Raw genomic sequence first — 19,222 nt, 5'->3', positions numbered from 1 at the left:
GTCGACCTATACCTCGGTAGGGTCACTTCATTCCGTCGCGCAATGGCAACAACTAAGCGCTCGGTGCTACCAGATGATACGGAGCGAACAGCAACGGAACTGGCCCGCGAGCAGGCAGTTGCAGGACAAGGTCGGCCACGTAATGCTCGACCGGTCTTTCCCATCATCGAGCCGCATGTTGCCAGTAATTTACTGTTTACTTCCATGATTGCGGAGAGCCCCCATGATAAGCATCGCCGATCTCTTAATCCGGTTCCGGCGAGGGAGCCGGCCCGCGTCCAATGCTCAAGTTGCGGTTGTGACCGATCGGGATCGATCCAGCATGGCCGAGTTTGTCCGCATCCTGCAGGCCTACGATCAAGGCCGGTACGGCAGGAGTTAGAGGGCGACCGCGTTTCAAGCAGCGAAGAAAATGCGGGACACGGGACCGTCCACACATGACTTCAAATCAGTCATTTCGGTTTCGCAATGCAGGTGCCATCGGTTGCTAATCGGCGATCCGCTTTCGAGGCCATGATCGAATTCGTGACAAAGGACTGCGCGCCCAATCACGATGAGCAGCGGCTAACGTTGTTGTGACCACGACAGCTCGGCGACGCGTTTCGGTCGCCCCGGTAGTAACTCGCAAGGCGATCTGCTGAGGTGCCGTCGCAGCCGGATAATGGGAAATGTCCTGCGACTATCTATCCGATAGCCATTTATCATAAGGTTAATTCAGACGCGATCGCATCACGGCGGCGTTTGGCTGCCCTCACCACCTCGCCGTATGTTCAATCGGAGTTCTGTCCATCACCCTCAGATTCTTCCGGAACGTATCCATGCACTTGGCGAAAGGCACGGAGAAAGCTACTGTAGCTCCTATAACCGACCGCCCGCGCGATCTGCTCAACTGAAAATGTCCTCGCGGCGAGCATATCGGCTGCACGCTTCATCCGTATTTGCCGGAGCGCTACCATTGGCGAACATCCTATCGTGCGCACAAATCGCGCCATGAATGCGGATCGGCTCAAGCCGGCCTTTTGCGCCAAGGCCATGACGGAGTGATCGGCCTCCGGCCGCGCCAGCATATCCGCGAACGCAAGAGCGATTTGACGGTCACTCAAAATAGAGAAGCGTTCGAGCCAAACGCTGGTCGAATTGAGACTGCGACGAACGAGCGTGACGAGCACCTGCTTGAGGATGGCGGTTGTCATGGCCTGCATTCCAACCCGCCCGCCGCTGATTTCTGCCCGCGCGGCCTGCAACTTTGACCCCACTTCATCGGCTGGTTCGAAGCGCTCGACAATCGGCGTGGAAAGGCCTGCAAAGAGGTCGATCGACGAGCCGTAGGTAGCGCGAAAGTACCCGCAGATCAGCATGACCATCGGGTCCAGGTCCCCGGCGACGAATCGCTGGATTCGCTCGCCGAAGCGCGGATCCCATTGCGCTTCGACTACATTCACTCTCTTGGCCGCTGTGCCGTCATCGACCTCGATGTGAAACGGCTTCTTGGCCGGCGTGATGACAAGGGTGTGAGGTACTAGAGGAAATGCGGAGAAGCCACCCACGACCATTCGTCCGGTCCCGGAAAGATTGTAGTGGATAGCCGGCGCCTCCGCGCTTCCGAATGACAGGCGCCAGCCTGGGCTAACCAAACACTCGATGAGCCCGATGACGTCGACATCCAAAGTTGCCATCAGCACATCGAGATGGGATCGAAGCAATGTAAGATTTGGACGATCGGACATGTGTTTCGGACTCTCGGATTGAGCTGATGTCCTAGTCTTAGGACAGGACAATTGCAAATCGTGGAACTGTATTATGGCTAGGATGATGCGCATCTGCTCGCCATGACCAACTGCCTAAGCGAGTTGGGAACCTCTTGGACGAGCGTGAGCGTGCTGCGCTTCCCACGGCCCTCATTTCACTGTCCAGAACTGACGCCTTAGGATGTCCCAAAATGAGCAAAAAGCACTAAATGGAAAGGTGGTCGAAGCGATCCCAATGCAAACCTGACATTAGATTGGTCTCGCGTACGATGTTCTACGCAACCGCGACCTCAATAGGAAACAGCATCGATGCAAACGCTTTCAGCAAGACGCGGCCGGCAATTCCGAGCCGGCGCACAATACCTGTTTAATCGGAAGCTCCGCGAGCAACCGCTTGATCATCACGCCTGCCTACTATGGCAACGAACCGAACGACCCGAACCGGGGCAAATGTTTCGAGTCTGACTATGCAGCTGCAGCTTTATCAGGTGCGATATTTCTTAGCCCTAGCAAAGACGCTAAATTTTACGCGAGCGGCGGAGCAATGCAATGTGACGCAGCCGGCGCTGACAAAGGCGATACAAAAGTTGGAGCAAGAACTCGGCGGCGCGCTGATTCACCGTGAACGTCATCTCACCCAGCTTACCGATCTGGGCAAGATGATTTTGCCCACGCTGGAGAAAATATTCTCCGCCGCCGAGGCCGTACGGCTTCAGGCACGAGGCTATCAAAAGAAGGCAATAGCCCCGCTTAAGATCGGACTGGTGCCGTCAGTCTCCGCCGCACTCATTACTGAATTGCTTGTGGAGCTCGCGAGGATCATCCCCGATCTTCGAGTCGATCTGCGCGAGGCCGATGCCAGCGGGCTGGTTGCGATGCTTTTGGATGGCGAGATCAATGCCGCACTTGTCGGTGACGCCATGGAGCTGCCTGAGCGTATCGACCGCTGGCGCCTGTTCGAGGAACGCTGTGTGCTCATCTTGTCCCGGAAACATCCGATGGCCAGGCAAAGCGTCATCCTGCTCCAAGACTTGCACGAGTTGGTTTTTCTCGAAAGGGTCGGATGCGACGTCGCAGACCGATTCAATCGGGCTTGTTTTGCCGACCAACCAGGCCCTAAGGTTATGCACAGGAGCGATCAGGAAAGGCATCTTCAGCAAATGGCATTCGCCGGTTTGGGGGCCATCTTGGCGCCAGAGCACGCTCCCAGACTGCCGTCGCTCGCCACTATCCGAATTGAGGGGGACCCCGTCCGGCGCGAGGTGCAGCTTTTGGCCGTGGCGGGGAGGCAGTATTCGCCGGCGCTTGACGCCTTCATCAAGGTTGCTCGTGTTCGCGACTGGACGACTGCGTTGGACAAACTCCGCCGCGCATCTGCCCCTGACTCGAACAAGGACGATGTTGGCTCGGCTGATGCACAAGGTGCAGGCTCCTTGATCCAGATCACGGGCCCCGGTCCCGCCTCTTCATGCCCGAGCTTGTTACGGGTATCCAAGCGTCGTTGCTGAGGTGACGCGAAGTCGTTGATGGCCAGGACAAGTCGGGCCATGACGCAGTTGCAGTCGCCCATGCGTAGCCTCTTGAATTGACTTGGCTCATTCCGGTCAGCCTCGAAGGGCGAGGCTTAGGCCCATCCAATTTCGGACAGGGCAGCAAGCAAGGTTTCGGTCTTCGCTCCCGTGATGGAGTCCGGGCCGACAAACGCTCGACGGATGATCCCTCGTTGGTCGAGGACATAGATGGCCGGCATCGGCAACATCCAAAAGGAGAAGCCATGGGGAGCGCAGAGATCGAGTCCGCGCCGCAACAGATGGCTCTTTATGTCCGCCGGCACCACGGACACCAGGCCGAACGAAAGGCTCACCCCAAGATCTAGGTCGGAGAGGATTTCCAGATCCAGTCGGCGGTCGCGTTTGAAATTGCGTGGCAATTCTCCAGCCTCGGGCGTTATGGCAATTGTTGTGGCGCCGGCAGCGCGGATTCTAAAGCTTGCCTTTTGAAGGGCGCGCAGTCCAACCGTGCACAATGGGGACCAAGTCCCGTAAACAAAGATGACGATCAACGGTGCAGCTCGTCGCAACTCCAAAGATGAAACGAGCTTTCCATCTGCCTCGGGGAGAAGAAAATCGGGGGCAAGTTCGTTCGCCTTCAGGGCGCCGTCAGGAATACCGGCCTCTCGCATCCATGATGAAAGCAGGCGGTCGGTTGGGATGTCCAGCATGCGGAAACCGCTCAACGTCTCCGCAGAGGAGTCGACCTGCGTGCTGGCCGAGGGCCCCTTTGAAACGTCATCGCCCATTCTGTTTCTCCCCGGTACGCCACGGCACTTGGCCGCGTATGTTTCTTCCATGGTGACCGAGCGTTCTGGAAAACGAAAATTCAACTTTGGAATGGTAACCGTCGACGAATAATCGATAGGAATAGTCGTCGCCCCAGTATCGCGATGCGCGCGGGTGGACGAAATAGTAGGGAGCAGCTTCCGTTGAGGAGGTCATGACTCTTTCACCGCGCCAAGGCTCCTGCTACCGAGCGACACGATCAAGGACAGGCAATAGCCAAGCACCGAGCTGCACGAGCTGGTACGCCAAGATTGTCGTCAGAAGCGGCACCTGATCGCTGCACGACGCATTGCGTTCCATTTGCGGGGCGCGCGCCCTAGTCGGCATTTTGTCAGGAGTGCTTCTGCAAGAAGCAGCCGCGAAGCCAGGACAATCGGTGAGCAAGCCAGCTCCTCAGTCGAACATGTGTTGCTGATAAGGTATGCCACGACCGACAGAGCGCCTTCTAGCCCGCGCGGGGTTGAGGGGAGACCGATGTAACCAAATTGAGGCTCACCTGCCCGGCGCGTCAAAAATCAGAGTCGGTGAAGTGACGCCGAGCGCCAAATAGGTCGAAACCGAGATATCCAAAAGTCGCAGCCGTGCTCCGCCACAAGTCTAATCCCGTTTTGCCCTTTCTGTCAGACACACAAACGCGAGTGCAATTGGGGACTTCCGTGTCGCAGGGCAGGCTCCCGCTTGTAGCAGCTTTCGGGGGATCTGCCGCTCGGCCCGGCGCGCGACGCCCTACCCAAAAAAGGCACCGCGATCGCGCAACGGTAGGGATGAATGCAGTCCAGAATCGGAGTTCGAATTCCATGCGTCCAGCCAATGATGACCAGATGATGCCACGAGTCAAATTCCAGCAGACGGGGGAATCGATGGTGGAACACCGCCGAGCACGTTCGTCCTCCACGCCGCGACCCGAGCTCCAGCAAGTCCCTTTATGCAAGAAGCTTGGGAAGCCACGCGATTGGCGCCACGGCCCTGATGAGCGGCAACATCTTTCACGATCACGAATGTTGCTGCCGATAGCTCAATCTCCGATCATTGTTGGTGACCATGAGCCGCTCATTTTCGATCCAATTCGTCAATTGGATGATCAGGTGCCGGCGGACGTGATCCATCCTGTTGTTGAAATTTCTCCTCGCGAGGCTGTGGAACGCCTCATCATAACGGGGCACGGCATGACGGCCGAATCTATTCGATCCACAAGTCGAGGCAAAATCCAACATCAGTATAGGGCTCCAATGCATATGCTCGTCATGTACGAGAAGGGGGAGCGCCGCGATGGAGAAACATTTGTAGAAGGTGTGCCGCCATCAGCGCTCCGGAGCCTCGAGCGGAAGCTGACATTCGTTCCTGCTGGCTGCGAGTTTTACGATTGGCACGAGCCGCGGGGATCGCAGATGCAGCTCATGTACTTCTACTTCGACCCTGAGAGGCTGAAGGCTCTTTCCAAACGTGGCATCACCGGCCTGCCGGACTCCCCGCGCCTACTGTTCGAAGACGAAACGCTATGGAACACCGCCCTCAAGCTGAAGACGTTCGTCGATAGCTCCGCAGGAGACCCGGTCTACTTCGAGAGTCTCGGTAGCCTGCTCATGCATGAAGTCGTGCGTTTCACTTGCGGGATGCCCAGCATTCAGCGTCAACTCCAAGGTGGTCTTGCACAGTGGCAGCAGCGGCTCGTCACCGCCTACATCCAGGAGCATCTCAATGAGCGGATACCGATTGGCACGTTGGCGCAGCTCGTTCGTCTTAGCCCGTATCATTTCTGCCGGGTGTTCAAGCAATCTCTTGGAATGCCGCCTCATCGGTACCAGACCAAACGTCGCGTTGAGCAGGCCAAATTACTGCTGGCAAACCGCGCAGGCTCTATGATGGAAATCGGTCGGGCGGTCGGCTTCAGCAGTCGTAACGCGTTCGCCACGGCGTTTCGGAAGGCGACGGGAATTGCTCCCGCGGATTACCGCCGAAGCGTGGCTCCTCCGATAACCGTATGAATGAATTGCGGCGTCCCGCTCAACTTTGCCATTCGAAGGTAGCGGCGTCTCGGTGCCACATTGCGATGAGGACGATCGGGCTTTGGGTGCCCGTCAAGAAAGCAGGTCACGGGCCTTAAGAAGGCATGCATCTGCCGCTGGTGGCGAAGAGAGGCAGAAAGCTCATCGCGGGAATTCGGCAAAGCGACCGAAAGCAAGCGGCGCCGCGAATGGACCCGCCCAGAGCGATCGGAGGGACGTTTCGCAAATCTGTACTGATGATGGGCTGGGCGCGAGACTAGGTCGATTGCCCTCATCACTCCTGTTTTAGTCCGACCGATGAAAGTCAGATCACCTTCACGCGCAAGCGATTGCGTTCCACGCTGGAACTCGCGGAGTGTCATTTGTTGAATGGTCTTCGTGAAGATGATATTTCTACACGGAATTGTCGTTTTTGGGGGAGTATCCCATGGCACAGCATTCAATTCAAAAGCGTGCGGTAGCCGAGGAGCCAACCATCGTCGTCGTTGACGACGACAATGACTTCCGCGCCTCACTCGGGGACCTGTTCAACTCGGTTGGCTTCAAGGTCAAGATGTTTGGCTCGGCAGCGGAGTTGCTGGAGGGCGAATTGTTGCCCGACGCGGTGAGCTGCCTCGTACTTGACGTCAGATTGCCGGGCCTAGGCGGTCTCGATGTCCAAGCCGAGCTGTCGAAAGTGAACGCTTCGATTCCCATCATCTTCATGACCGGCCACGGCGACATTCCGATGTCGGTCAGGGCCATGAAGGCAGGCGCTGTGGATTTTCTAACCAAGCCATTCCGCGATCAAGACATGCTGGATGCAGTCACGATCGCGCTCGAGCGCGATCGGACGCGGCGGAAGAACGAGCGGCGGCTCACGGAATTGAAGTCGCGTCTCGAGCGATTAAGCGCGCGCGAGCGAGAGGTGCTGGCTCTCGTGACGACTGGCTTAAAGAACAAGCAAATCGCTTTTAAGCTAGAGATAGCTGAGATCACTGTAAAGGCGCACCGCGGTCATGTTATGCAGAAGATGGGTGCGCAATCGCTGGCCGAGCTTGTCAAAATGGCGGAGACGCTCGGTATAAAGTCGCCCCGGTCTTAATCGCTTCCTGCTTGCACGTGAGTGCATCAGCCGAGAGGGCTATTGTTTGCGCAAATCAACTGACGGCGTTAATCGCTTGCCGCCAGGCCCTGCTGCCGCGTCGAACGTAACGACCCGAGATCAGCGCACGCGTTCGGACGTGGCCCAAACCGGGCTGAGCTATTCAGATAGTCTGCATCGATTATTTAGTCTGCATCGATTATTCCAAAGTATAGCATCGGTTGTTCCAAAGCGTAGCACCGCCCGTCCATCGTCTAATCGCCGGTTCAGACCCTTCTTGTTAACGTGTAATGGTGTCCGCGCAGTGCGCTTTATGAGATGGACACGGAACGCGAGATGCGGCGGGCCACCTCCCCAGCAACGAAGGTGGGGATATGTCTAGCGAGATTCGAATTTCGATCATTGATGATGATGACCAATCTCGCTCAGCCTTAGCGGGTCTCCTGCAAGCGATTGGATTCACGACTGAGACCTACTCGTCGGCAATGGAGTTTCTCGCGTCTGGAAACTTGCGCGATAGCTCCTGTTTGATTGTTGATGTCCACATGCCGCGCATGACTGGGACTGAGTTGTATAGCCGCTTGGTAGGATCCGGCTATAACATACCAACGGTTCTGATCACCGCTTACCCCGACGACATCGCGCGAGCTCGGGCTCTGGATCAGGGCGTCGTTGGCTACCTGACCAAACCCATCGACGAAAAGGTTCTACTCGGATGCATCGAATTGGCGCTACAGCGCGGGAAATAAGATGAAAATCCCGATCGGCTGCCGCTCAGGAAACGTTCCCTTCAGCTCGAAAATCGTTGCTCTTTGAACGGGTCCCCGTAGATGTGAAATCCGTTGAATTCCCACAAGCCCGGCGATTCGCGATCCAAAAACTGTATCCCGCGCACCCATTTCACGCTTTTATAACCATAGAGGTTTGGCACGACGAGCCGGAGCGGGTAACCGTGTTCGGCCGTAAGGGGTTCGCCGTCATGCCGCAAGGCGAAAACCGTCGTCGGGAGCAGAAAGTCCGAGATTGGCAGGTTCGCCGTGTAGTTGTTCTCGCCATGGATCATCACGTGCCGCGCCTCTGGCCGCAACGTCACTCGCTTCATCAATTCTGTGGCGAGAATCCCTCCCCAACGGTTGTCGAACCGGCTCCAGCGCGAGACGGAGTGTAAGTCGGCAAGTACTTCGCTTTGCGGCAGTTTGCAGAGCTCTTCCCAGGAAAGCCGCAGCTGCTCCTCTACCAGGCCGAACACGCGAAAATCCCAAGTCGTGGGAGCAAAGAGCGGCACCGAGCCCACATGGAGCACCGGCCACTTAAGCGTCAGCGACTGTCCTGGGGGTAGCCGCCCAGCGTCACGCATCTCACGCTCCCGTTCGCGCCGCTCGTTCGATTGCACAAATAGCTCCACTGCAAAAGGAGTAGCGCGGCCTAGTTGGCGCACGTAGTGATTTTCGGGGCCTGAAAAGCGTCACCCGGGTTGCCTCGGACTTCACCGAACATGGTTTCTGGTACACCACATTCCGAGAAGCGAACTACCAACACGCTAGTCCCCGAGGCGGCGAAGGGGGAGCCTCACTGCTCCCCGTCACCGCTCTTGGAGGTAGAACCAGTTGCAGGCTCGGAGACTAAGCCAGGAACAGTCTTGCTGGTGTTGTGTCGGAAAATGTTGACCGCTCCGATCACTTCGTCCTCGTCGTCACGAATTGGAAACACATTTACTAGCGCCAGAAGACGATAACCGTTTGGCTGTTCGCAAATTACGTCGGCATTCCGAACGGTGGCACCGTTGTTGACCACCACGGAAGGTGGCGCAAGCTCGTGCGGCATCACTTCTCCTGAGGGGTAACGAAGCAGGTGTGACCCGCAAAACTTTTCCGAGGTTCCCAAGGACGGCGTCCGTCCCCAACCCGCGATTGCAGCTTTGTTGCACTTAACGACGGTGGCATCCTTCTCAAGGACGTATATCCCTACAGGGATAGAATCCATTGCCGCTTGGTCTGCAAGAAGTCCTTTTGCGACGAGGTGGCCGTCCACGAGTTCTCCTCGGAAGTCGATCTCGTCGAAGTCACCATCCAAAATCATCGTGCTTGTTGCCAAACCACTATGTGTCACGCTGGTTGCCATTTTTAACTTCCTTTGCGCGATGGAGTCAGAAGACGATCGAATTTCATGTCCCGTTTATCCCGCTTGTCAAGAGGACACTTGAGACTACGCAAGAAGACTCTATCTTGCGGAACTCTCAAGTCCTGAGAAACCGGCTTCGCGAAGGCTAGCCGCCCCATCTCCGATAGCAGGACTGTGAGCGAAATAATCGGAGCGGTGAGGACGAGGTAGCCCCTGACTTGGGCAAAGCGTGAAAGGTCGCGGTGAAAATCGCGGAACCAGTCACTTTCCCAATTGCAGACCTAACGAGCTGCGGTAGGCGGCGCTGCCGGAAGATCGCCTGAAACCACAATCGAAGAAGGGCTCGGCTTTACGAGCAAACGCCTGCTGGAGGTTAACCTGTCTGCCTTGAGCTCATCTGCTCAGAGGCCTGGTGGAAGTGAACGCACTTGTCTGATGAGCGGAGTGCCGGTTCGGAGAATGTTGTCGACGAAGGGTCCCGGAAAGTTCCAGGTCGTTCGAAAGATTGGACCAACTCGTTCTCTCGCGCGGCCACAGATATCTCGTTGCAGTTGACATCCTTCTGGCGTCCTGTCCAAATGAATACTCCGAGGTCGTGATGCCCGTGGCGACAAGAATGTCACCTATCCCGGGGCTGTCGGGGTACGTGCTTGTGCCCCTGCGGAAAAGCGCGGATTTTACCCTTTACCGCGGCCGGAAACTCGATGACCCCTCGTCGGTCCTAGCGATCGCACTCTTTGAACAGCCGTCGCCTCAGAGTATCAGGCGGCTTATGCACGAATACTCGATCGCCGCCGAACTCGATCCCGCTTGGGCTGCCAAGCCTCTGGCCATTACGCGTCACGAAGGGCGGACGATCCTCCTACTCCAGGATCCCGGCGGTCAGCCGCTGGATTGGATTCTTGAGCGTGACCATGGGCAACCGCTAGATGTGACTCGGTTCCTAAGCATCGCTGTTGGGCTGACAAGAACACTGGGTCAAGTCCATCAGCAGGGCCTTATCCATCGGGATATCAAGCCTTCGAATGTTCTCGTCGACGAGACCGGTAACGCATGGCTCACCGGATTCGGGATTGCGTCCCAACTTCCGCGCGAGCGCCAGTCGCCCGATCCTCCCGAGTTCATCGCGGGAACGTTCGCCTACATGGCACCCGAGCAGACGGGACGAATGAATCGCTCGGTCGATTATCGGAGCGACCTTTATTCGCTTGGAGTGACTTTCTACGAAATGTTGACCGGGACTCTTCCATTCACGGCGTCCGACCCCATGGAATGGGTGCACTGTCATATCGCGAAACAACCAGCCGCCCCCAGAGCGCGGGTGGGAACCGTACCAGTCTCGGTCTCCGCGATCACGATGAAGTTGCTCTCCAAGACCGCGGAGGAAAGATATCAGACAGCGGTGGGAGTTGAGAGCGATCTTCGGCGCTGCCTATCCCAGTGGGAGTCCCACGGGTGGATCGATGACTTCGCTCTTGGCGCATACGATACCCCGGATCGCCTCATCATCCCCGAGAAGCTGTATGGGAGGCACCGCGAAGTTGACACTCTGCTGACCGCCTTCGACCGCATCGTTGGCGGTGGCCGAGCCGAACTGGTGCTGGTCTCTGGATACTCCGGGATCGGAAAATCCGCAATCGTCAATGAGCTTCATAAACCGCTCGTGCGGCCACGCGGCTTGTTCGCGTCGGGCAAATCCGACCAGCACAAGCGGGATATTCCGCACGCCTCCCTGGCCGGTGCGTTTCAGAGCCTTATCCGGCGGCTCCTAAGCCAGAACGAGGAAGATCTGCACAAATGGCAGGCCGCAATTCGTGAGGCGCTGGGTCCGAACGGACTGCTCCTCGTCGATCTCGTCCCGGAATTGCGGCACCTCATTGGCGACCAGCCGCCGTTGCCCGAATTGCCGCCGCAGGAAGCGCAGAGACGTTTTCAGACCGTCTTTCGACGGTTCCTCGGCGTGTTTGCACGACCGGAACATCCGCTTGCGCTCTTCCTCGATGATATGCAATGGCTGGATGTCGCCACACTCGACCTCGTCGAAGATCTGCTAACACGCAACGATTTGCAGCATTTATTGCTCATTGGTGCGTATCGGACCAATGAGGTCAATGGCAACCATCCGCTGGTACGTAAGCTTCAAGCGATCCGTCAGGCCGGAGCCGCAGTGCAGGACATCGTTCTCACACCACTCAGTCGCGACGATCTAGGTAAACTGCTTGTGGACTCCCTTCACTGCCAACTGGAGCCCGCCGCCCCACTGGCAGACTTGATTTACGAAAAAACCACGGGCAACCCGTTCTTTGCAATCCAGTTCATTTCTACTCTGGCGGACGAGCGCCTGCTGACATTCGATTACCGCGCGCGCCGTTGGATATGGGACCTGCCCCGCATTCGTGCCAAAGGCTTCACGGACAATGTCGTAGAGCTGATGGTGGACAAATTAAAGCGCCTTTCGCCAGAAACCCAGAAGATACTCCAGCAGTTCGCCTGCATGGGCAACACTGCAGAGTTCGAGATGCTGCGGATTGGGTATCAGGGCTCCGTCGAGGACATGCACGATCATCTCTGGGAAGCGGTGCGATCGGGTCTGATCTTCCGTACGGACAATTGCTACGGCTTCATGCACGACCGCGTGCAGGAAGCGGCCTACTCGCTTATCCCGGCGGAGCTGCGTGCCGAGGCTCACCTCCGCATCGGAATGCTCCTCGCTGAGCATACGCCCTTAGAAAGACGTGAGAAGGCGATATTTGATATCGCCAATCAACTTAACCGTGGCTCTCACCTTATCAACTTTGTCGAGGATCGCGAGCGCGTCGCAGAATTGAATCTGATCGCAGGTCGGCGCGCGAAACTCTCGACAGCATACGACTCCGCTCTCATCTATCTCAGGGCCGGCCGCGCCCTTCTTACAGAAGAGACTTGGGAACGCAATTACCGGCTTATCTTCTCGATGGAATATCTGACAGCCGAGTGCGAACTGCTGACCGTCACGGTTGGTCTCGCTGCCGGGGATCCACTCGCGGAAGTGCAAGAGGAATGCGAGAAGGGCTTGGCATTTGCGAGGCGGGTGCGCTTCGGTCCGCTCATCGAGCGCTGCGGAGCACAACTTGGTTTGATCCTCACCCTGCGCGGGCTGACTGAAACGTTCGGCTGCCTGGATCATGAGGGGTATAGCGAAGTCGATACCGAGCGCCGTTTGGCCAACAGCCCGGATCTCGTGCTCTCGGAGTTCTATTACTGGACGCGAAAGCTGCAGGCGCATTTTTTTGCCGGAGAGCTTGCGGCGGCGGTCGATGCATCGCGGCACGCGGAGCCCCTGCTTTGGACGTCGGCGGCAACGTTCGAGTCGGCGGAGTATCGCCTATATGCGGCGCTGGCGCATGCGGCGATGTGGGATCACGCCCCAACGGAGCAGAGACCGACGCATTTCGCATCTGTACTTCAGCACCACCGGGAACTCCTAGCGTGGGCGGAGGTCAACCCGGAAACCTTCGAAGACCGCGCCGCCTTGGTCGGCGCCGAGATCGCCCGCATGGAGGGCCGAACACTGAACGCTCAGGAGCTGTACGACAAAGCGATCCGCGAGGCTCGCAAATACGGCTTCGTGCACATCCAGGCAATTGCCAACGAGATTGCCGCGCGCTTCTACGCAGAGCGCGATTACGGGAGAATCGCGGCAACCTATTTGCGTGCCGCGCAGGGCTGCTATCAGCGCTGGGGAGCCGACGGAAAGGTTTGCCAACTCGAGAAACTGTATCCGCAGCTCAAGCTGGACGAGTCGATCCCGAATTCCACGGCGACGATAGTGACACCTTTCGAGCAACTCGATTTGGCTACCGTAATCAAGGTTTCGGAAGCGGTCTCGGGCGAAATCGTCTTTGAGAAGTTAATGAACACGCTCATGAGTTCGGCAATCGAACACGCAGGCGCAGATCGAGGTCTCCTGATTCTTCCCCGAGCCGACAAATATCAAATTGAAGCAGAGGCCACAGCCAGCGGTGACAACGTGACGGTGGTCCTGAAACAGGCGCGCGTCACGACCGCAGATCTCCCAAACTCGGTGTTTCACTACGTGCTTCGCACAAAACAAAGCGTTCTGCTGCACGATGCGTCCAATCAGAATTCGTTTTCAGGGGACGACTATATTCGTGACCGTCGCTCGCGCTCAGTGCTCTGCCTGCCGATACTTAAGCAGACCAAGTTGATTGGCCTGCTGTACTTGGAGAACAACCTTACGACTGCCGCGTTTACTCCTGCTCGAATGGTAGTCCTCACACTGCTCGCTTCCCAGGCCGCTATCTCAATAGAGAACGCCAGCCTGTATCGCGAACTAGCCGAGCGGGAGGCCAGAATCCGACGGTTAGTGGATGCCAACATTATCGGAATCTTCGTCTGGGATGTTGACGGCAGGATCATCGATGCCAACGAAGCTTTTCTCCGCATCGTCGGATACAGCCGCGATGATCTCGTCTCTGGCCAACTGCGCTGGCGGGACCTGACACCCACGGAATGGAGCGATGCCGACGACCGACGACTAGCCCAGCTGGAGGCGACCGGGACCACGCAACCCTACGAGAAGGAGTACTTCGCGAAAAACGGCAGCCGCGTGCCGGTGCTGGTCGGGGCAGCGACCTTCGGAGAGCGATCCGACCAAGGCGCGGCCTTCGTGGTAGACTTAACTGAGCGCAAACGGGCGGAGGAGGAAATTCGCGAAAGCGAACGGCGTTACAGTGAGGTGCAGATGGAGCTCGTGCACGCAAATCGAGTTGCAACAATGGGGCATCTCTCGGCTTCGATCGCCCATGAAGTCAACCAGCCGATCGGGGCGACGCTCAACAATGCCTCTGCGGCGTTGCACTGGCTGAGCAAAGAACCAGCAGATCTGGATAAAGCTCGAGACGCTCTCAACCGGATCTTTGCTAACGGCAATCGCGTCAGCGAGGTTGTCGGCCGGATACGAGCGCTTTTCAAAAAAGCACCTCTACGGAAAGAAGACGTGGACATCAACGAAGCAATCCTTGAGGTGATCGCCCTGACCCGCGGCGAAGTCGTGAAGAATGGCATTTCGGTGCAATCACACCTCGGGGACGGTTTGCCGCTCATTCAAGGAGATCGGGTCCAGCTGCAACAAGTGATAATGAACCTGATCATCAATGCCGTTGAAGCATTGAGCTCGATCAGCGGGGATCCGCGAGAACTGGTGATCACCACTGGTAAGGGCGAGCCGGACGGCGTGCTGGTAGTACTGCGGGATTCCGGGCCAGGTCTGAGTTCACTGGGTCTGGAGCGCATCTTTGATGCCTTCAACACGACAAAGCCGGGCGGCTTGGGGATGGGCCTATCGATCTGCCGCACGATCATTGAAGCGCATGGGGGACGACTGTGGGCCACCGCCGCTCAACCTCGGGGCGCGACGTTTCAATTCACGCTGCCCGCACGGTCAAATCAGGCGTGAACTGAACAGTTTGCAGCGCGTCTGCAACGGACCGGATCGCTACCGGAAGAACTCTGGGCTCGCACGCACTGGAGTTCCGCCGGCGCAGCCAGCGCGCTATTCATCATTTAGGAGGTCGTTATGCTCGTGGCTTGTTCCTTGGAACGGCTCATGTCCATCTCGTTCCACGTTCAGCGCAGCTAAGAAACGACGAGTCTGAGCACTCGTATTGCGGCGACGTCGGGTTGGCCACGGCGTTGAGAGAGGTCGCCGGGGGACCTCAGAAATCGCCAAGCACCGCTCTCCGTGACATACCCAAAATCGACAAAGCAGAGGCGAACTTCAAGAGAAATGCCGATATCGTGTCGCCGCATGGGAGCGGTGATCGGAAGCATTGACGCGCTAAACTGACCACCGTCGCCGTTCCGGGCCTCGTGCGCGGTCATTGCATTCGCTAGGTCCGGTCAACGCCGGAACAAGTTCGATTTGGCAAGCGAAGAGCGCAAAGTACGTTCCTTGATTATGAGTATCAGTGGCGTGTGTCGCACCTTAGCGAACCCGTCTAACGGGCGGTCGCGCGGCCCGAACAGCGCGACCGATACTCACCTCTATACTACGGCGGATTGTTCGAGCCATTTGGGTCGAGCTGGTGTCCAGACCTCTGAGTTGTCGGCACGCAACGGACGTCGGCGCCATAAAATACGCGCTCAACAAACCGCAAGAATGAGAACGCCGTAACAAGAACTGCGCTTCACGCAGTGATTAACCGGCTATATCTGTAGTCCGCAAGAGCATCAGGCTTAGCGGCGATAAGGAGAACAATGATGCCGGCGATATTCACTGCGACTAGTGGCGACGATGTGACCGTCACGTGCACCACGCGCGATGTCGCACTCACGGGCGAGGCTACCGCAACTTCAAACAACATGAGCAGGGCCATCGCCATAGACGGGATATCGGCGATGGTCGCTTTGCAACCGATCGGCAGATGGACAAGACGCGCACCGCGCAAGGCGCAAAGTCGATGCTCTGGTCCGCGCGACGGGGGTTTTGGTGCCCGATGTGATCCGACCATTTGATCGGATCCGCCTTGAAAGGAGCTGCATGTTTCTACGTTTAGCCGAACTGTAGTTCCCTATCGCAAGGATGGACGTTTCCCCGATGCCATTGCCCCTCCACGACACTCACTCTCTTCTGCTGTCAGGTCATCGAACCTGTTGTGAAACGGCTTCCCGGTCGATGTGATGACAAGTGTCAGGAATGCGGAGAAGCGATCCCACGATCGTTTGTCCGGCCCCGGAAAGTGCAGTGGATAGGCTGTGCGTGCACGCTCCGAGTGACATATTCACACTTTAGGTGACCAAACAGGCGATGACTCCAATGGCGGCGAATTCAAGGTCGTACCAGTACGTCGAGATCCGAGCGAGGCAATGCAACGTTCGTACGATTGGACGCGTCTTTGGGACGCGCAAAAGCGGATGACTTGGTCCGCAACGTTAATTCAAAGCAGTGTCGGTGAGGAAACGTTCCGCAAGACGCGGGCCGAGAATGCCGAGCCGGCACACAATACCTGTTTCCTGGGAGGCCCCGCGACAAACCGCTTTATCATCACCCCTGCCCGCCCCAGCAACGAACTGGAATGGTCCGAACCACCTCAACCCTTTCGAGTATAAGTATGCAGCTGCAGTTTCATCAGGTGCGATATTTTTTAGCCCTGGCAAGGACGCTCAATTTTACGCGGGCTGCGGAGCAATGCAATGTGACTCAGCCGGCGCTGACAAAGGCGATACACAAGCTGGAGCAAGAGCTCGGTGGCGCCTTGATTCACCGTGAACGTCACCTCACCCAACTCACCGAGCTGGGCAACATGATTTTGCCAGCGCTGGAGGAAATATTTGCCGCGACGGAGTCGGTACGACTTCAGGCGCGAGGCTATAAAAAGAAGACCATCGCTCCGCTGAAGATTGGGCTGGCGCCATCAATCTCCGCCGCACTCATTACGGAATTGCTCTTGGAACTCGCCAGGATCATCCCTGATCTTCGAGTCGATCTGCGCGAGGCCGATGCCAACGGGCTCGTTGCGATGCTTTTGGATGGTAAGATCAATGCCGCACTCGTCGGCGACGCGGTGGAGGTACCTGAGCGCATCAACCGCTGGCGGCTCTTCGAGGAGCGGTATGTGCTCGTCTTGTCACGGAAACATCCGATGGCGAGTCACACAGTTATCCCGCTTCAAAACCTTCACGAGCTGGTTTTTCTCGAAAGGGTCGGGTGCGACGTCGCAGGCCGATTTAAGCAGGCGTGTTTTGCCGACCATCCCGGCCCGACAGTTGTGCACAGGAGCGATCAGGAAAGGCACCTTCAGCAAATGGCATCCGCAGGTTTAGGGGCCATCCTGGCGCCAGACCATGCTCCCACGCTGCCGTCGCTCGCGGCTATCCCAATCGAGGGCGACCCTGTCCGGCGTGAGGTGCAGCTTTTGGCCGTGGCCGGGAGGCAGTATTCGCCGGCGCTCGACGCCTTTATCAAGGTTGCTCGTTTTCGCGACTGGACGAGTGCGCTGGACAAAACGCGGGGCTCGACGGTCGCGTCCTCCGATGCGGCGTGAATACGGGGCCGGCTGCGAGGTGCGGCACATAAGCGAGTACCGCGAAACCGTGTGATTTAGGTGACGTTAAGGCCAGAAGCACCCAGGTACGAGTTTGGGTGGCGCGTTGGGGGTTACGGATGTTCCGACAGAGCCAGATCAGGGCGAAGCACGCGAGTTCGTCGCGCGCGGGAATGAATGCCCACGGCATCTTCCGCTCATCACCCCGATCCTGGAAAACCTATTGCGCTTCGTTGGCGGCGGCTACAGCATATCGGCAAGCTCATCCGCGTCAGCATTCACCGCCACGATTGCAACGAGAGCGCACCGATTACGGTCCGCAGGGATAAATCGGGTAGGGTGGGCAAAGCGCCGCGTGCCCACGATTCAAGATGCCGGTGAAGGATGGTGGGCACGGCGCAAGGGCGCCTTTGCCCACCCTACGGGCTGGTTCCTTCAGGATTTTGGATATGGACGTTTCAATCATTGAAGATCGCAAAGCCCGCGCCCGCGCCTGGTTCGAATCCTTGCGCCACGACGTCTGCGCGAGCTTCGAGCGGCTGGAGGATGACGCGCCGCAAAGCCTCTATCCGGGCGAGGCCGGCCGCTTCAAACGCACGCCGTGGCGGCGCACCGACCACACCGGTGCGCCCGGCGGTGGCGGCGTGATGTCGATGATGTGCGGCCGCCTGTTCGAGAAGGTCGGCGTGCACTGCTCGACCGTTCACGGCGAATTCGCGCCCGAGTTTCGCGCGCAGATCCCTGGCGCGGCGGAGGATCCGCGGTTCTGGGCCTCCGGCATCTCGCTGATTGCGCATCTGCGCAATCCGCACGTGCCGGCGGTGCACATGAACACGCGCTTCGTCGTCACCACAAAAGCCTGGTTCGGCGGCGGCGCCGACCTCACGCCGGTGCTGGACCGCCGGCGCACCCAGGACGATGCCGACAGCATCGCCTTCCACGCCGCATTGAAACAGGCCTGCACGCAGCCGAACGGCATCGTGGATTACGACAAGTACAAGAAGTGGTGCGACGAGTATTTCCACCTGCCGCACCGCAAAGAGGCGCGCGGCATCGGCGGCATCTTCTACGACTGGCACGACAGCGGCGACTGGGACGCCGATCTCGCCTTCACCCAGGATGTCGGCCGCGCCTTCCTGAAGATCTATCCCGACATCGTGCGGCGCAATTTCGCGACAAGCTGGACCGCGAAGGATCGCGAGGAGCAATTGATCCGGCGCGGGCGCTATGTCGAGTTCAACCTGCTCTACGACCGCGGTACGATTTTCGGACTCAAGACCGGCGGCAATGTGGATTCGATCCTGTCGTCGCTGCCGCCGGAGGTGAAGTGGCCATGAGCGCGGGCAAGCTTCTCCCCCGCGCCATCCTGATCGACATGGACGACGGCATCCTGTCGGCCCACGGCCGGCCCGAGATCGCCTGGACCAATGCGGACGCCCCATGGCGACTGAAGCTTGCCGAAGCCCGGCATCTGACCGTCAAGGGGGGCTTTGCCGCGCTCGCGGCTGCGGGCCACCGCGCTCTGCCCGACGATCTCGCCATGAGCCCGGCCGATCGCTTCACCAGCTATCGCGAAGAGGATATGTCCATCGGACCGGGCGTGCATGATGCGATCGATAGGCTGAAGGCGCTCGGCGTCAAGCTCGCGCTGGTGACCAAGGGCGCCGCGGACACGCAGCGCACTATGCTCCAGCGGTTGCAGTCTTAGCACCACACAAGCGATTATCTCCGCTCCTGGAGACAATATGCATCTCCCGAGATCGAATGGCGAAGTCGAACAGACACGTTCGCCGTGGTGGTCATTTCTAAGCGAAGGGTGACCAGCGGTCGATCCTCATCATGAGGGTCGGCTCGCCCCTCGCCCCCGACCGATCGCCGC

11 protein-coding genes and 1 pseudogene are annotated in these 19,222 nt (G+C 58.0%); 8 read left to right on the top strand and 4 right to left on the bottom strand.

Annotated features, from left to right (window positions below; translation table 11 throughout):
- Window positions 1–770: 770 nt before the first annotated feature.
- Entirely contained in the window at window positions 771–1,727 is a 957-nt protein-coding gene (locus ACIPUD_RS14490) for a helix-turn-helix domain-containing protein (RefSeq protein ID WP_446480907.1), read from the bottom strand.
- A 488-nt stretch (window positions 1,728–2,215) separates the two neighbouring features.
- Between ACIPUD_RS14490 and ACIPUD_RS14485 the strand changes: the two genes are divergently transcribed.
- Window positions 2,216–3,256, top strand: a complete 1,041-nt coding sequence (locus ACIPUD_RS14485; protein ID WP_446480906.1) for a LysR family transcriptional regulator — start codon at window positions 2,216–2,218, stop codon at window positions 3,254–3,256.
- Between the two features lie 116 nt (window positions 3,257–3,372).
- Here ACIPUD_RS14485 and ACIPUD_RS14480 read toward each other — a convergent pair whose 3' ends face one another.
- A complete protein-coding gene (locus ACIPUD_RS14480; RefSeq protein ID WP_446480905.1) occupies window positions 3,373–4,047 on the bottom strand; it encodes a peroxiredoxin-like family protein in 675 nt (224 codons plus the stop codon).
- Window positions 4,048–5,085: 1,038 nt separating this feature from the next.
- On the opposite strand from ACIPUD_RS14480, the gene ACIPUD_RS14475 reads away from it, so the two are divergent.
- The 3 genes from ACIPUD_RS14475 to ACIPUD_RS14465 all read left to right on the top strand — a co-directional run bounded on the left by ACIPUD_RS14475 (window position 5,086) and on the right by ACIPUD_RS14465 (window position 7,926).
- Window positions 5,086–6,072, top strand: a complete 987-nt coding sequence (locus tag ACIPUD_RS14475; RefSeq protein ID WP_446480904.1) for a helix-turn-helix domain-containing protein — start codon at window positions 5,086–5,088, stop codon at window positions 6,070–6,072.
- 448 nt (window positions 6,073–6,520) lie between these two features.
- Complete coding sequence (locus ACIPUD_RS14470) at window positions 6,521–7,177, top strand: response regulator transcription factor (protein ID WP_446480903.1); 657 nt, start codon at window positions 6,521–6,523, stop codon at window positions 7,175–7,177.
- A 374-nt stretch (window positions 7,178–7,551) separates the two neighbouring features.
- Complete coding sequence (locus ACIPUD_RS14465) at window positions 7,552–7,926, top strand: response regulator transcription factor (protein WP_446480902.1); 375 nt, start codon at window positions 7,552–7,554, stop codon at window positions 7,924–7,926.
- A gap of 41 nt (window positions 7,927–7,967) precedes the next feature.
- On the opposite strand, the gene ACIPUD_RS14460 is transcribed toward ACIPUD_RS14465, so the two are convergent.
- Together ACIPUD_RS14460 and ACIPUD_RS14455 are read right to left on the bottom strand one after the other, a co-directional pair.
- Window positions 7,968–8,570 carry a sulfite oxidase-like oxidoreductase gene (locus ACIPUD_RS14460; protein ID WP_446480901.1) on the bottom strand — a complete coding sequence of 201 codons (603 nt, stop codon included), beginning with the start codon at window positions 8,568–8,570 and terminating at the stop codon, window positions 7,968–7,970.
- A gap of 176 nt (window positions 8,571–8,746) precedes the next feature.
- Window positions 8,747–9,298 carry a PAS domain-containing protein gene (locus ACIPUD_RS14455; RefSeq protein WP_446480900.1) on the bottom strand — a complete coding sequence of 184 codons (552 nt, stop codon included), beginning with the start codon at window positions 9,296–9,298 and terminating at the stop codon, window positions 8,747–8,749.
- Between the two features lie 772 nt (window positions 9,299–10,070).
- On the opposite strand from ACIPUD_RS14455, the gene ACIPUD_RS14450 reads away from it, so the two are divergent.
- The 4 genes and pseudogenes from ACIPUD_RS14450 to ACIPUD_RS14435 form a co-directional block, all read left to right on the top strand.
- Window positions 10,071–14,756, top strand: coding sequence for a trifunctional serine/threonine-protein kinase/ATP-binding protein/sensor histidine kinase (locus tag ACIPUD_RS14450; protein ID WP_446480899.1), 4,686 nt, complete (start codon window positions 10,071–10,073; stop codon window positions 14,754–14,756).
- A gap of 1,654 nt (window positions 14,757–16,410) precedes the next feature.
- Window positions 16,411–17,343 (top strand): LysR family transcriptional regulator, encoded by a 933-nt coding sequence (locus ACIPUD_RS14445; protein ID WP_446480898.1) that lies wholly within the window; start codon window positions 16,411–16,413, stop codon window positions 17,341–17,343.
- Window positions 17,344–17,792: 449 nt separating this feature from the next.
- Window positions 17,793–18,680: an oxygen-dependent coproporphyrinogen oxidase gene (gene hemF / locus ACIPUD_RS14440; RefSeq protein ID WP_446480897.1), complete on the top strand. Its 888-nt coding sequence runs from the start codon at window positions 17,793–17,795 to the stop codon at window positions 18,678–18,680.
- Window positions 18,677–19,045: pseudogene (locus tag ACIPUD_RS14435) on the top strand (HAD family hydrolase); the annotation flags it as partial. The gene hemF and the pseudogene ACIPUD_RS14435, both read left to right, overlap by 4 nt.
- Window positions 19,046–19,222: the final 177 nt, after the last annotated feature.

Source organism: Bradyrhizobium sp. CAR08, assembly GCF_052871955.1.
The sequence above is the reverse complement of the archived record's forward strand: the minus strand, read 5'-3'. Positions and strand labels throughout refer to the sequence as shown.

Coding starts and splice junctions, on each gene's coding strand:
- ACIPUD_RS14450 (WP_446480899.1), top strand. CDS start 10,071: ATGCACGAATACTCGATCGCCGCCGAACTCGATCCCGCTTGGGCTGCC.
- ACIPUD_RS14445 (WP_446480898.1), top strand. CDS start 16,411: ATGCAGCTGCAGTTTCATCAGGTGCGATATTTTTTAGCCCTGGCAAGG.
- ACIPUD_RS14490 (WP_446480907.1), bottom strand. CDS start 1,727: ATGTCCGATCGTCCAAATCTTACATTGCTTCGATCCCATCTCGATGTG.
- ACIPUD_RS14480 (WP_446480905.1), bottom strand. CDS start 4,047: ATGGGCGATGACGTTTCAAAGGGGCCCTCGGCCAGCACGCAGGTCGAC.
- hemF (WP_446480897.1), top strand. CDS start 17,793: ATGGACGTTTCAATCATTGAAGATCGCAAAGCCCGCGCCCGCGCCTGG.
- ACIPUD_RS14465 (WP_446480902.1), top strand. CDS start 7,552: ATGTCTAGCGAGATTCGAATTTCGATCATTGATGATGATGACCAATCT.
- ACIPUD_RS14455 (WP_446480900.1), bottom strand. CDS start 9,298: ATGGCAACCAGCGTGACACATAGTGGTTTGGCAACAAGCACGATGATT.
- ACIPUD_RS14475 (WP_446480904.1), top strand. CDS start 5,086: ATGTTGCTGCCGATAGCTCAATCTCCGATCATTGTTGGTGACCATGAG.
- ACIPUD_RS14485 (WP_446480906.1), top strand. CDS start 2,216: ATGCAGCTGCAGCTTTATCAGGTGCGATATTTCTTAGCCCTAGCAAAG.
- ACIPUD_RS14470 (WP_446480903.1), top strand. CDS start 6,521: ATGGCACAGCATTCAATTCAAAAGCGTGCGGTAGCCGAGGAGCCAACC.